This window comes from Alloalcanivorax venustensis ISO4, from assembly GCF_015356855.1.
Classification (GTDB): domain Bacteria; phylum Pseudomonadota; class Gammaproteobacteria; order Pseudomonadales; family Alcanivoracaceae; genus Alloalcanivorax; species Alloalcanivorax venustensis.
On record NZ_ARXR01000009.1, the window covers coordinates 1 to 13,943 of the forward strand.

A 13,943-nucleotide genomic window follows, 5' to 3' on the forward strand; every position below is an offset into this window, starting at 1 on the left:
GCTTTTCCCGGTAATCCGCGATGAACCCAAAAAAAGCCCGGCGCTGAGGCCGGGCTTTTTTCTTGCGGCTTGCTGAGAGCCTTCAGGGGTTGGCGGTCATCAGCTTGCGCTCCGCCGAGAGGCCCTTGTAGAGGCTGAAGCACATCAGCAACAGCACCACCGTGAACGGCAGGCCGGTGGTAATGGCGCCGGCCTGCAGCGCGTTCAGCGCCTGCTCGCCACCGCCGTACAGCAGGGCACCGGCGATCAGGCCTTCCATGATCGCCCAGAACACACGCTGGGGTACCGGCGCGTCCAGCTTGCCGCCGGCGGTGATGGAGTCGATCACCAGCGACCCGGAGTCCGAGGAGGTGATGAAGAACACCAGCACCAGCACGATCGCCAGGAAGGAGGTGATCGCGGTGAGCGGCAGTTCCGCCAGCATCTGGAACAGTGCCAGGGAGGAATCGCCGACGCCGTTGGCGAGCTCACCGATGCCGTTGATGGTCTGATGCAGACCGGAGCCGCCGAAGGTGGCCATCCACACCACGGTCACCAGGGTGGGCACCAGCAGTACCGCGGTCAGGAACTCACGGACGGTGCGGCCACGGGAAACGCGGGCGATGAACATGCCGACGAACGGTGACCAGGAAATCCACCAGGCCCAGTAGAACACGGTCCAGTCGTGCAGGAAGCCCTGGTCTTCACGGCCGACCCAGTTGCTCAGCGGAATGATGTTGACCACATAGTCCACGGCGGTCTGCCCCATGCTGGTGAAGATCAGCAGAGTGGGGCCGGCGATCATCACGAACAGCAGCAACAGCGCCGCCAGGCCCATGTTGATGTTACTCAGCAGTTTCACACCACCGTCCAGGCCGCGCATTACGGAAATCACCGCCGCGGCGGTAACACCGACGATGATCGCGATCTGCACGTTGATGGCGTTGGGCGTGTCGAACAGGAAATGCATGCCACCGGCGGCCTGTTTGGCGCCCAGGCCCAGTGAGGTGGCCAGACCGAAGATGGTCGCCAGCACCGCCAGCACATCAATGACGTGGCCGGCCCAGCCCCAGCAGCGTTCGCCCAGAATCGGGTAGAAGGCGGAACGGATGGTGAGCGGCATGCCTTTGTTGTAGGCGAAGAACGCCAGGGACAGCGCCACCACGCCGTAGATCGCCCAGGGGTGCAGACCCCAGTGGTACATCACCGCGCCCAGCGCCATGTCTTTCGCTTGCGGGGTGTTGGGCTCCACGTTCAGAGGGGTGCCGAACCAGTCGGTGTAGTAACCCACCGGCTCCGCCACGCTCCAGAACATCAGGCCGATGCCCATGCCGGCGGCGAACAGCATCGCGAACCAGGACAGGGTGGAGAAATCCGGCCGGGCGTCCTTGCCACCCAGGCGGATCTTACCGACGGGAAGAAAAATCAGGGCGATACAGAACAAAACGAAAATATTGGCGCCGACCATGAACAACCAGTCAAAGTTGTCGATGGTCCAGCCCTTGGCACCGTCGAGGGCCGTCTTGGCCTCGGCGGGAAAAATAATGGTACCGATCACGAATACCAGGATCAGTACCGCACTGATGAAGAAGACCGGATTGTGCATGTCCATGCCGAGGACCTGCACATTATCCTGACCCACTTCATAGTCTGTTTCGTATTCCACGCTCATGGCATAGCTCCATTTTCCGTGTCACGCGGCGCCGGCTCAGAACCAGACAGGCGGCGCCGCGCGTTCGGTTCGGCGGGGCCGAACCCTGAAGCCGGCCCGCGGCCGGCTTGACGGCATTGGATTCAGAAGTAGAAATCGAAGGCGACGTAGACCGCATCGAAATCCGATTCGTAGACATCGCCATAGGCATTGATGTCGCCGTCGGACTGCAGGTATTCGAAGTAGATCCAGCCGGGACCGTACTGGTAACGAACACCGGGGGCGATGAACTGGACGTCATCGGCGTCGTTGCCGGTGGTGTCGGTGCTGGCCACACCGGCGTCCACATAGTAGAACCAGTTGTTGTGGTTGTAGCCCACTTCCACTACATGACGCTGGTTTTCAACCTCTCGATCGAAAAGGCCACTGTCTGGATCAGGCAGAGCAGAGCCGAGCAAAGCATCCATACCACCGAAATCACGCTCGACACTGATGAAGCGGTATTTCGCGGACCAGTTGTCCATCTGGAACATGTAGTGCAGATCGTAGGCCTGGTGGGTGCCTTCGTCGTTACTGGCGGACGGATTATTAGCGGCCACCGGCACCAGATCCTGCATGCGACCGTACTGGGCGGAGGCGCCGACGGTGTGATGCTCCAGGAAGGTCCAGTCCACGTTCAGCACGCCGGTCTTGATCTTGCGGTAGGTGGCGCTGCTGCCCCAGTGATCGTTGTCGTCAACGGTGTCGGTGCTGTCCTCGCCCCAGTCGTCCTGGTGATAGTAGGCGGCGTCATAATGGATGGCGCCGGCGTCACCGCTCAGCTTGAGGCCCACGTCCATCTGGTCGCCGTAACCGCCTTGCAGGCCGTCACCGGGCCAGAAATTTACGGTTTTCCAACCGAACGGCACCTGGCTTTTACCGATCTTGAGGCTGGTCTCTTCGGTCAGGTCGTAACCGATCCAGGCCTTGTGCACGGTAAAATTGTCGCCACTGTTGTTGTTAGCGGCGCTGGTAAAGGAACCGGTACCGATGCGGGTTTCCGCGCTGAAATGCCAAGGACCGTGACTGCCGTCGTCATCGGCATACAGAATCAGCGCCGGATCGGCGAAGTTGCCGCCGGTTTCGTTATCGAGATCCTCGCTGAACGAGGCCGAATTGAAATCAGAATTGGTTACGTTCTGATAAACCCACCAAACGCCGGCACTCAATTCCGCCCCAGCGGTGGCCGTGATCGGTGTACATACGGCGGATGCCGCGAACAAACCCAGTGCGGACTTCGCAAAAATAGACTTTCTCATTATGGTCTCCCCAGCAGAAGTCATCACGCAGCCTAAAGATCATTGAACTGATGTCAAATCGATGACCTTTTTCTTGCTCAGACTTTCGCCAAAAAACCCTTATTGTCTCTGGCTTTCCAGCAATATAAAAAAATTGAAAAATCCAATGAACTAATTACCGCACGGCGTTCAAGGATGCTTTATATATCCTCCATTCGGCGTCAGGTTTCAAGGCCGAGACGGTATTCGCTTGTGCAAAAAACAGAAAAGGCGCGGCCCTTTCGGCGCCGCGCCTCCTTTTAAAAGCGTCCCTTCAACGGACGCCGGATGATTTTAACCGCGCCTCACATATTCTTGACGATGGCGTCACGAACCGCGTCCAGCTCCGCATCGATGGTCACCATACGGGAATCCTTGCACTGCTCGATGGCGGTGTCCGGATCCTTGAGGCCGTTACCGGTGAGCGTGCACACCACGGTGGACCCTTCGGCGATCTTGCCGGATTTGATGTCTCGCATGGCACCGCCGATGGAAGCGGCGGAAGCGGGCTCGCAGAAAATACCCTCTTTCTCGGCGAGCAGCTTCTGGGCGGCGAGAATTTCCTCGTCGCTGAGTTCATCGAACCAGCCGCCGGACTCTTCCTTCACTTTCCAGGCTTTGTCCCAGGACTGCGGGTTGCCGATACGGATGGCGGTGGCCACGGTTTCCGGATCGGACACCCGCTCGCCGCGCAGAAACGGGGCGGATCCCGCCGCCTGGTAACCCACCATCTTCGGCCGGTCGCCGATCATCGGGCCGCCGGCGTAGCGACAGAGGCCTTCGCAGAACGCGCACGCCTCGGTAACGATGTCGGTTTTGCTGGACGAGTATTCGCAGTAACCGATCCAGTGGGCGGTGATGTTGCCCGCGTTGCCCACCGGCAGGCAGTGGTAGTCCGGGGCGCGGCCGAGCTCTTCGATGATTTCGAAGGCCGCGGTTTTCTGACCCTGCAGGCGGAAGGGGTTGACCGAGTTCACGATGGTCACCGGCGCCTTCTCGGCCACCTGCTTGACCAGTTCCATGCCCTGGTCGAAGTTGCCGCGAATCTGCATGATCACGGCGCCGTACATCATCGCCTGGGCCAGTTTGCCCATGGCGATCTTGCCTTCGGGGATAATCACGAAGGCGGTGATGCCGGCGCGGGCGGCGTAGGCCGCCGCCGCCGCGGAGGTGTTGCCGGTGGACGCGCAGATGATGGCGTTGCTGCCCTCTTCCACCGCCTTGGTCACCGCCATGGTCATGCCCCGGTCCTTGAACGACCCTGTGGGGTTGAGACCCTCGTATTTGACGTAGATGTCCACGTCCTTGCCGAGCAGGCGGGGAATGTTCTTGAGACGGATCAGCGGCGTGTTGCCCTCGCCCAGGCTGATCAACGGCGTGTCGTCGTTGACCGGCAGGTGGTCACGGTAACGGTTGATCAGGCCGGTATAGCGGTCACGGAATGGCATGTCGTATCTCTCTTAAGCGTCAGGCGTCCAGCGTTTCCACGCGGATGCGCATAATACTGTTATCAACGGTGTCCAGGGCGGCGATCGCCGCCAGGGCCGCGTTCATATCCCCTTCCAGCACCTTGTGAGTCATCATCACGATCGGCACCAGGCCTTCCTCGGTTTCCTTCTGCACCATGGCTTCGATGCTGATGTGGTTGTCGCTGAGGATACGGGTGATGTTGGCCAGCACGCCGGGCTTGTCCTGAACGTGCAGGCGCAGGTAGAAGCTGCAGGACACGTCGTCGATGGTCAGAATCGGGTCGTCGGACATCTGGTCGGCGTGGAAGCCCAGGTATGGCACCCGCTCGTCGTGGTCCACGGTCAAGGCGCGGCCCATTTCGATGATGTCCGCCACCACCGCCGAGGCGGTGGGTTCGGCGCCGGCGCCGGCGCCGTAGAACATGGTCGGGCCGACGGCGTCGCCGTCGATCATGATCGCGTTCATCACCCCGTTCACCGCCGACAGCATGGTCTCGCGGGGAATCAGCGTGGGGTGCACGCGCAGTTCAATGCCGTGACCGGTGTCCTTGGCGATGCCCAGGTGCTTGATGCGGTAACCGAACTGGGCGGCGCTCTTCACATCCTCGATGGTGATGCGGCTGATGCCTTCCATGTACACCTTGGAAAACTGCAGCGGAATACCAAAGGCGATGGAGGCGATGATGGTGAGCTTGTGCGCCGCGTCCACGCCTTCCACGTCGAAGGTCGGGTCCGCTTCCGCGTAGCCCAGGCTTTGCGCTTCTTCCAGCACTTCCTGGAAGGCGCGACCGCCCTGCTCCATCTCGGTGAGGATGTAGTTGCCGGTACCGTTGATGATGCCCGCCACCCAGTTGATGTGGTTGGCGGCCAGGCCTTCACCCAGGGACTTCAGAATCGGGATGCCGCCGGCCACCGCCGCTTCGAAGGCCACGTCCACGCCGTTCTGATGGGCGGCCTGGAAGATTTCGTTGCCGTGCTCGGCGATCAGCGCCTTGTTGGCGGTGACGATGTGCTTGCCGTTCTTGATCGCGGTGAGTACCAGCTCGCGGGCGGTGTCGGTGCCGCCGATCAACTCCACCAGAATGTCGATCTCCGGATCCGTGGCGACCGCGAAGATATCCCGCGACACGCGGATACCGTTGATGTCGCACGCCGGATTGTCGCGGCGGGCGCCGATATGCGCGATCTCGATCGGGCGGCCCACGCGCCGGGCGATTTCCCGGGCGTTACGCTGCAGAACGTTGACCGTGCCGGAGCCCACCGTGCCCAGACCTGCTATGCCGACCTTTACCGCATTCACCTTGGCATCCTCTCTCTTCATTCGCCGGACACGCCGTCGGCGCGGAACATCTTCTTGATGCCGCGCAACGCCTGCCGGGTACGTTGTTCGTTTTCGATCAGTGCGAAGCGCACATGGTCGTCGCCGTATTCACCGAAGCCGATACCCGGTGACACCGCCACGCCCGCTTCCTGAAGCAGCTTCTTGGAAAATTCCAGCGAGCCCATCGCCCGGTAGGTCTCGGGGATGCGCGCCCAGACGAACATGGTGGCGCGGGGCTTCTCCACCGTCCAGCCCAGTTCGTTAAGGCCGTCGCAAAGCACGTCGCGGCGCCGCTGGTACATGTCGCGGATCTCGCCCACGCAGCTCTGGTCGCCCTCCAGGGCGGCGATGGCGGCCACCTGAATCGGCGTGAAGGTGCCGTAATCCAGGTAGGACTTGATCCGGCCCAGGGCCTGGATCAGTTGCGGATTGCCGCAGCAGAACCCCACCCGCCAACCGGGCATGTTATAGCTCTTGGACAGGGAGAAGAACTCCACGGCCACGTCACGGGCGCCTTCCACCTGTAGAATCGAGGGCGCCTGGTAACCGTCGAAGACGATGTCCGCGTAGGCGATGTCATGCACCACCCAGATGCCGTACTCGCGGGCGATGGCCACCACCTTCTCGAAGAACTCCAGCTCCACGCACTGGGCGGTGGGGTTGCCCGGGAAATTCAGCACCAGCAGTTTCGGCTTGGGCCAGGCTTCCTTGATGGCGCGCACCAGCTCCTCGAAGAAATCCACGCCGGGCACCAGCGGCACGTGGCGGATGTCCGCGTTGGCGATCACGAAGCCGTAGGGGTGGATCGGATAGCTGGGATTGGGCACCAGCACGGTGTCGCCGGGGCCCATGGTGGCCAGCGCCAGATGCGCCAGGCCTTCCTTGGAGCCGATGGTGACGATGGCTTCGGTTTCCGGATCCAGGCTGACGTCGTAGCGGCGCTGGTACCAGTCGGTGATCGCCTTGCGCAGACGGGGAATGCCCTTGGACTGCGAATAGCGGTGCGTGTCGCCGCGCTGGGCGGTCTCGGTGAGCTTGTCGACGATGTGCTTCGGGGTGGGCTGATCCGGATTGCCCATGCCGAAATCAATGATGTCCTCGCCGCGCGCACGGGCCGCCATCTTCAACTCGCCGACGATGTTGAAGACATAGGGGGGCAGGCGCTTGATGCGCTGAAAGTCAGCTTCCACGGCGTCACCTTGGGCGGGGTCATTGGAAGCCGGACACATTAACGGCGCAACCCTGCGCCGTCAATGTAAAGAACCGGTGAACGGCGCCGCAAAGCGCCGTATGGCGGGGCCTGGAGCGGGCGGCCCGGCTACAGACCGAGGCGCTGGTTAAGCTGCTGCGGGGTCACGTAGCCACCCAGCTGGGCGCCTTCGGCGGTGTACACCGCGGGGGTGCCGCGCACGCCGAATTCCAGCCCCAGCTGGTACTGTTCGTCCACGGCGGCGGCGCACTCGGCCAGCTCGGAGTCGGAGATGGTGTTATTCAGCTTGGCGGCGGTGAGCGCCTCGTCGGGGTTGGCGTCACACCAGATGTGGCGCATGTCCTCGGCGCTGCCGGCCTGCGGACCGCCGCGGGGGAACGCCAGGTAATGCACGGTGATGCCGGCGTCGTTGTATTCCTCGATGTGGCGGTGCATCTTGCGGCAGTAACCGCAGGTGATGTCGGTGAAGGCGTAGATCTCGGCCTTCTCCTTGCCCTTGGCCGGATAGGTGATCAACGCGTCCGGGTCCAGGTCGGCGAGACCGGCGTTGCGCACTTTCTGGTAGCGGGCTTCCTTGAGGTTGACCGGGCCGGTGTCGCGCAGCTCGATCACGTCGCCGGTGAACACCAGGCGGCCGTCATCGGAGGCGTAGATGATCTCGCGGCCGTTCAGCTCCACTTCCACCAGGCCCTCGGCGGCGGGCTGGATATCGGTGATTTCAGTGCGCGGAAAGGCATCCTGGAAGTTGCTCTTGAAGGTTTTCTCGTCGATCTCCCCCGCGCCCTGGGCGACGGCGGATACGGCCAGCAGCGTGGCCGCCAGGGTCGCCATACGGGCACTTACAATCGCTTTCATCATTGTTCTCCAGTTGTTCGGGTTCCCAGGCCAGTTGGAGCCCGGGGCCGCCCTCAGGTTCCCGAGCGCGGGTGGTGTTGTTGGTACACCTCTTGTAACCGCTGCTGCGCGACGTGGGTGTAAATCTGCGTGGTGGACAGGTCACTGTGCCCCAGCAGCATTTGCACCACGCGCAGATCGGCGCCGTGGTTGAGCAAATGCGTGGCGAAGGCATGTCGCAGTGTATGGGGCGATAGCGGCTTTTGCACCCCGGCGCGCACCGCCAGCTGCTTGATGCGGTGCCAGAACGTCTGGCGGGTCATGAAGCCGCCGCGCCGGCTCGGGAACAACACTTCGCGGTGCTCGCCCAGCAGCGCCGGCCGGGCATCGCGCAGGTAGCGTTCGAGCCAGTGCAGCGCCTCCTCGCCCAGCGGCACCAGCCGTTCCTTGTCGCCCTTGCCGATCACCCGCACCAGCCCCTGGCGGGGGTTCACCTGGCTGAGTGTCAGGCCCACCAGCTCCGACACCCGCAGCCCGGACGCGTACAACACTTCCAGCATGGCGCGGTCGCGCAGGCCCAGGCTGTCGTCCAGGTCCGGGGCGCGCAACAGGGCCTCCACATCGGCCTCGGAGAGGGTCTTCGGCAGGGCCCGGCCGGTGCGCGGGCGGGCCACGTTCAGGGTCGGGTCCTCGGCGATGCGCCCCTCCCGTTTCATCCAGCGGAAAAAGCTTTTCAACGCGGACAACTGACGGGCCACCGAGCGTGCGCCGACGCCCTGGCGGTGCCGGTCGGCCAGGAAGCTCAGCAGTCGTTCCCGGTCACAGCCCCCCAGGCTCCGCCCGCCGCCGGCGAGCCACTCGCCGAACTGGCGCAGGTCACGGCCGTAGCTTTCCAGGGTGTGGCGGCTCAGGCCGCGCTCCAGCCACTGGTTGTCCAGCCAGGCGTCGACCAGGGTCCGGTCGGTGTCGCTGAGGGGCGTGCGGGGAGAGTTCATGCCGCGAGTATTGGCAATCGCGGCGGAAAACACAATCGCCGTCCTCGCGCTCTGTTCACGTTCTGGTTTTACCTTTTATTACCGGCCCCGCCGCGCTTGCGCAGGCATACTGAAAGTGATCAATGAATCGGCCAAGGAGAACGTTTTATGGGCATTTTATCGTGGATCGTACTGGGGCTTTTGGCGGGCATTATCGCCAAATGGATCATGCCCGGCCGCGACGGCGGGGGATTTATTCTGACCACTATTCTCGGCATCATCGGCGCGATCGTCGGCGGCTGGCTGGGCGCCATGGCCGGCATCGGCGGCCCGGTGGGCTCGTTCAGCCTGGGCGGCCTGGTAACCGCGGTGATCGGCGCTCTGGTGATTCTGGCGGTGTTTCGGGCGGTGTCTAAATAGAGGCACCCGCAAGCCGCATAAAAAAGGGCCACCCTGGGGTGGCCCTTTTTTTGGGAGCGTCCGCCGGACCAGAGGTCGTCTCCGAATTGCCCTACAGCAAAGGCTGAGACGACATGGCTCGCGGCGGCACAACCGCAAGTTCGATTACTTGCGGATTTTTTCCTTGATCCGCGCGGACTTACCGGAGCGGTCACGCAGGAAGTACAGCTTGGCGCGACGCACGTCACCGCGACGGTTCACTTCGATGGAATCGATGATCGGGCTGTGCAGCTGGAACACCCGCTCAACGCCCACGCCGTGGGACACCTTGCGCACCGTGAAGGCGGAGTTGAGACCGCGGTTACGGCGGGCGATGACCACACCCTGGAACGCCTGCAGACGCTCACGGGTACCTTCTTTCACTTTCACTTGCACGGTGACGGTGTCACCGGCGCCGAACTCGGGCACGTCGGTTTTCAGCTGTGCCTGTTCGATTTCCTGAATCAGGGGTTTTTTGCCGCTCATGGCAGGCTCCTCGGTTCATTGATCGCTGTATTGCTGCCCGTCGTCCCGCGCTTCGAACTCGCGGATGTATTCGTCGAGCAACTCGCTCTCTTCCTTGCTCAAGCCCCGCTCCCGGCGGGCCTCCAGCAGTTCGGGACGCCACCGCCAGGTGCGTCCCAGTGCCTGCTTCAAACGCCAGCGACGGATCCGTTCGTGATCGCCACTGAGCAGAACTTCAGGCACCGACCGGCCCTGATACAGCTCGGGCCGTGTGTAGTGCGGGCAGTCCAGCAGGTTTTCCATGTCGCCGGAAAACGAATCCTGGGCCGCCGAATCCTGATGCCCGAGCACCCCGGGCAGCAGACGCGTCACCGCGTCGATCAGTACCAGCGCCGGCAGTTCACCGCCGCTGAGCACGTAGTCGCCGATGGAGATCTGCTCGTCCACCGACGCTTCCAACAAGCGCTCATCGACCCCTTCGTAGCGGCCGGCGAGCAGAATCAATTCCGGCTCCGCCGCCAGCGCCTCGGCTTTCGCCTGGGTCAGCGGCCGCCCCTGGGGCGACAGGTAGATCACCCTGCCACCGCCGGCCCGTTGCCGGGCATGGGTCAGCGCCATTTCCAGCGGCGCCACCTTCATCACCATGCCGGGGCCGCCGCCGAAGGGCCGGTCGTCCACGGTGCGGTGGCGGTCCTCGGTGAAATCCCGCGGGTTCACCGTGTTCAGCACCAACTGGCCGTTCTCCACCGCGCGCCGGGTAACCCCGAAGTCGGTGACCGCCCGCGCCATCTCCGGGAACAGGGTGATCAGCGTTATCCGCATGGCCGTGCCCCCGTTTGAGCCGGTTCGCTAAAACTCCGGGTCCCAGTCCACCCGCATCTCGCCGTGCTCCAGATTCACATCCAGAATCACCTGCTCGGGCAACCAGGGGAGCAACCGCTCTTCCCGGTCGAGACTGTCGCCGTCGCCGCGCACCACCAGAACATCGTTGGCGCCGGTTTCCATTAAACTGTGCACCTGGCCCAGATCCCGGCCGTCGGCGAGTTTCACCCGCAGGCCGATCAGATCGCGCCAGTAATAATCGCCCCCGCCGGAGCGGGGCAGCAGGTCGCGGGGGACGGCGATGTCCCGCCCGACCAGCTCTTGCTGGGCCTGGTCCCGGTCGTTGCAACCTTGCACGCCGGCCACCAGCCCCTTGCCCTGCCGGCGCTTGCCGGTGAGCGTCACCGGCAGCCAGTGCTCGCCGCGACGCATATACCAGGGCTGATACTCGAAGATGTTTTCCATCGGGTCGGTGTGGGAATACACCTTCACCCACCCCTGGACGCCGTGGACCGCCATTACGCGGCCCACCACCAACACCTGCTCGGATGTCAGGGCGTTATCGGCTGCCGCCATCTTCAGGCGCTCGCCAGCAGCGCTTTACGCGCTTTGCTCGGCTTCTTTCCGGGCTTTCTTGACCAGCGCCTTAACGCGCTCGGAAGGCTGCGCGCCCTCGGCGACCCAGGCGTCAACCTTGGCCAGATCAATGCGCAGCGGGATTTCGCCGCCACGGGCGATCGGGTTGTAGAAACCCAGACGTTCGATGAAACGGCCATCGCGGGAGGTGCGGCTGTCGGCCACGGCGATGTGATAGAAGGGACGTTTCTTGGCGCCACTGCGGGCGAGACGAATAACTACCATAATTCAATTACCTTATTTCAATCCGGTTTCCCGACCCGCAGCGCCCGCCGCCGGCCATCGTATCCGCTTGAAAACCCGCCCGGCGCCATGAAAAAGGCCCGGTCGGGTCGCGAAGGGTGCGGATTGTACGCCCATCCGCAGCCGAGATAAAGCCCTAGCGGCCGCCTCCCATGGGGGGCAGACCACCGCCGCCACCGCCCATGGGCGGCATGCCACCGCCGCCGCCCATGCCGCCCATGCCGCCCGGGGGCATGCCGCCGCCGGGACCGCCGGAGCCGCCGCCCATCATGCCTTCCATGCCGCGCATCATGTTCTTCATGCCGCCCTTGCCGCGCATCTTCTTCATCATCTTCGCCATCATTTTCTGCTGCTTCATGAGGCGGTTGAGGTCCTGGATTTCCAGGCCGGCGCCGGCGGCGATGCGCTTCTTGCGCGAGCCCTTGATCACGTCCGGGTTGCGGCGCTCCTTGGGGGTCATGGAGTCGATCAGGGCTTCCATGTGCTTCATCTGTTTCATGGAGGCCGGGTTCTGGGCCGCCTCCATCATGCCGCCCATGCCGGGCAGCTTGTCGAGCAGGCTGGCCATGCCGCCCATGTTGCGCATCTGCTGGAACTGGTCCTTCAGATCCTCGAAGTCCATCGCCCGGCCTTTCTTGAACTTCTTGGCGATCTTGTCGGCTTTCTTCTTGTCCAGGGTGCGCTCGGCCTGCTCCACCAGCGACAGCACGTCGCCCATGCCGAGGATGCGGCTGGCGATCCGGTCCGGGTGGAAGGGCTCCAGGGCGTCGGTTTTCTCGCCCATGCCGATGAATTTGATCGGCTTGCCGGTGAGGTGGCGCACGGACAGCGCCGCCCCGCCCCGGGAGTCGCCGTCCGCCTTGGTGAGAATCACACCGGTGAGCGGCAGCGCCTCATTAAAGGCCTGGGCGGTGTTGGCGGCGTCCTGGCCGGTCATGGCGTCGACCACGAACAGGGTCTCCGCCGGGCTGATGGCGCCGTGCAGACGGCTGATCTCGCCCATCATCTGCTCGTCCACGTGCAGACGGCCGGCGGTATCGACGATCAGCACGTCCATATATTTGCTGCGCGCCGCCGCCAGGGCGTTGTTGGCGATGTCGACCGGGTCCTGGTCCCCGGTGGAGGGGAAGAATTCAGCCTTCACCTCGCCGGCCAGGGTCTGCAGCTGGTCGATGGCCGCCGGGCGGTAGACGTCGGCGGACACCACCATCACTTTCTTCTTTTCCCGCTCCTGGAGGAAACGCGCCAACTTGGCCACCGAGGTGGTCTTACCGGCGCCCTGCAGGCCCGCCATCATGATCACCACCGGCGGCTTGGAGGCCAGATTCAGGGCGTCGTTGGCGTCGCCCATGGTGTGCACCAGCTCGTCGTTGACGATCTTGACGAACGCCTGGCCCGGGTTAAGGCTTTTCAACACCTCCTGACCGAGGGCCTTTTCCTTGACCTGCTCCACGAACTCCTTGACCACCGGCAGGGCCACATCGGCCTCCAGCAGCGCCTTGCGCACCTCGCGCAGGGTGTCGCGGATATTGTCTTCGGTGAGCTGCCCCTGGCCGGCCAGGCCTTTCAGCGACTGACCCAGGCGGTCCGTGAGATTCTCGAACATGATCATCAACCTCCAGATTTCGAGCGCTCGGCGGCGCTGACCGCGCACGCCGAGACGACAGGCCGCCGATTATAGGGCACCGATGCCCCGCCCGTCATGGCTGGCGCTTCAAAAGCACGGGTACCTGTGCCAGACTTCGGCGGCTTTTTCGGAGAAATCGCACCCTATGACTGCTGCCGAGGCCCTGGGCCTGATCGCCACTTTTTTATACGCGCTCTCGTCGCTGCTGCTGTACCGCCAGTTCCGCGGTCAGGCGGCGCCGTCACGGGCGGTGCTGATGCTGCCCGGCGGTCTGGCGGTGGCCACCCACGCCGTGGGGCTGTATTTCCTGCTGGTCACCGACCAGGGGCTTCGCCTGGGCCTGTTCCCGGTGGCCTCCTGCATGGCGGCGGTGGGCGCCGGGCTGGTGCTGGTGTCCAGCCTGTACCGGCCGTTTCAGTGGATCGGCGCGCTGGTGTTTCCGTTCGCGGCATTGATCATTCCCGCCAGCTTGTGGATCGACACCGGTTACACCGCCCACCCGCTGGAACACGGCATCGGCCTGCACGTGCTGCTGTCGATCCTCGCTTACGCGGTGCTGGTGCTGTCCGCCTGCCAGGCGCTGCTGCTGATGGTCCAGGACCGCCAGCTCAAGGACGGCCATATCCGCGGGGTGATGCGCCTGTTCCCGCCCATGCAGGTGATGGAGTCGATGCTGTTCGACACCATCTGGCTGGGCCAGAGCCTGCTGACGCTGGCGATTCTGTTCGGCTTTATGTACGTGGACGACCTGTTCGCCCAGCACCTGGTGCACAAGACCGTGCTGACGCTGGTCTCCTGGGTGATTTTCGCGGTGCTGCTGAGCGGCCGCCATCTGCGCGGCTGGCGCGGCCGCACGGCGGTGCGCTTCACCCTGGCGGGCTTCGCGGCGCTGGTGGTGGCGTTCTTCGGCTCCCAACTGGTTTTGGAAGTGATTCTCGACAAAACCTAGGGAGGGCGG

The 13,943-nt window shown here is 63.5% G+C and carries 14 protein-coding genes; 2 read left to right on the top strand and 12 right to left on the bottom strand.

Annotation, left to right across the window (positions count from 1 at the left end; genetic code table 11):
• Positions 1-82: 82 nt before the first annotated feature.
• The 7 genes from ISO4_RS07350 to xerD all read right to left on the bottom strand — a co-directional run bounded on the left by ISO4_RS07350 (position 83) and on the right by xerD (position 8,775).
• Positions 83-1,651 (bottom strand): BCCT family transporter, encoded by a 1,569-nt coding sequence (locus tag ISO4_RS07350; RefSeq protein WP_194855729.1) that lies wholly within the window; start codon positions 1,649-1,651, stop codon positions 83-85.
• Positions 1,652-1,773: 122 nt separating this feature from the next.
• The gene (locus tag ISO4_RS07355; RefSeq protein ID WP_228547991.1) at positions 1,774-2,838 is read right to left on the bottom strand and encodes a hypothetical protein; all 1,065 of its coding nucleotides are present in this window, start codon (positions 2,836-2,838) and stop codon (positions 1,774-1,776) included.
• Between the two features lie 413 nt (positions 2,839-3,251).
• A complete protein-coding gene (gene thrC / locus ISO4_RS07360) occupies positions 3,252-4,394 on the bottom strand; it encodes a threonine synthase (protein ID WP_194855731.1) in 1,143 nt (380 codons plus the stop codon).
• A gap of 19 nt (positions 4,395-4,413) precedes the next feature.
• Positions 4,414-5,715, bottom strand: coding sequence for a homoserine dehydrogenase (locus tag ISO4_RS07365; RefSeq protein ID WP_194855732.1), 1,302 nt, complete (start codon positions 5,713-5,715; stop codon positions 4,414-4,416).
• Between the two features lie 17 nt (positions 5,716-5,732).
• A complete protein-coding gene (gene alaC, locus ISO4_RS07370) occupies positions 5,733-6,926 on the bottom strand; it encodes an alanine transaminase (RefSeq protein WP_221929743.1) in 1,194 nt (397 codons plus the stop codon).
• Positions 6,927-7,054: 128 nt separating this feature from the next.
• Positions 7,055-7,801: a DsbC family protein gene (locus ISO4_RS07375; protein WP_142948594.1), complete on the bottom strand. Its 747-nt coding sequence runs from the start codon at positions 7,799-7,801 to the stop codon at positions 7,055-7,057.
• A 53-nt stretch (positions 7,802-7,854) separates the two neighbouring features.
• The gene (gene xerD, locus ISO4_RS07380; protein ID WP_194855733.1) at positions 7,855-8,775 is read right to left on the bottom strand and encodes a site-specific tyrosine recombinase XerD; all 921 of its coding nucleotides are present in this window, start codon (positions 8,773-8,775) and stop codon (positions 7,855-7,857) included.
• Positions 8,776-8,922: 147 nt separating this feature from the next.
• On the opposite strand from xerD, the gene ISO4_RS07385 reads away from it, so the two are divergent.
• A complete protein-coding gene (locus ISO4_RS07385; RefSeq protein WP_142948592.1) occupies positions 8,923-9,174 on the top strand; it encodes a GlsB/YeaQ/YmgE family stress response membrane protein in 252 nt (83 codons plus the stop codon).
• 144 nt (positions 9,175-9,318) lie between these two features.
• Here ISO4_RS07385 and rplS read toward each other — a convergent pair whose 3' ends face one another.
• From rplS to ffh, 5 genes are all read right to left on the bottom strand, one after another.
• Positions 9,319-9,678 (bottom strand): 50S ribosomal protein L19, encoded by a 360-nt coding sequence (rplS, locus tag ISO4_RS07390; RefSeq protein ID WP_142948591.1) that lies wholly within the window; start codon positions 9,676-9,678, stop codon positions 9,319-9,321.
• A 15-nt stretch (positions 9,679-9,693) separates the two neighbouring features.
• Positions 9,694-10,479 carry a tRNA (guanosine(37)-N1)-methyltransferase TrmD gene (gene trmD, locus ISO4_RS07395; protein WP_194855734.1) on the bottom strand — a complete coding sequence of 262 codons (786 nt, stop codon included), beginning with the start codon at positions 10,477-10,479 and terminating at the stop codon, positions 9,694-9,696.
• 27 nt (positions 10,480-10,506) lie between these two features.
• The gene (gene rimM, locus ISO4_RS07400; RefSeq protein WP_194855735.1) at positions 10,507-11,055 is read right to left on the bottom strand and encodes a ribosome maturation factor RimM; all 549 of its coding nucleotides are present in this window, start codon (positions 11,053-11,055) and stop codon (positions 10,507-10,509) included.
• Between the two features lie 24 nt (positions 11,056-11,079).
• Positions 11,080-11,340 (bottom strand): 30S ribosomal protein S16, encoded by a 261-nt coding sequence (rpsP, locus tag ISO4_RS07405; RefSeq protein WP_067611244.1) that lies wholly within the window; start codon positions 11,338-11,340, stop codon positions 11,080-11,082.
• Positions 11,341-11,494: 154 nt separating this feature from the next.
• Positions 11,495-12,964: a signal recognition particle protein gene (gene ffh / locus ISO4_RS07410; protein WP_194855736.1), complete on the bottom strand. Its 1,470-nt coding sequence runs from the start codon at positions 12,962-12,964 to the stop codon at positions 11,495-11,497.
• A gap of 166 nt (positions 12,965-13,130) precedes the next feature.
• Between ffh and ISO4_RS07415 the strand changes: the two genes are divergently transcribed.
• The gene (locus tag ISO4_RS07415) at positions 13,131-13,934 is read left to right on the top strand and encodes a cytochrome C assembly family protein (protein ID WP_194855737.1); all 804 of its coding nucleotides are present in this window, start codon (positions 13,131-13,133) and stop codon (positions 13,932-13,934) included.
• The last annotated feature ends 9 nt before the right edge of the window (positions 13,935-13,943 follow it).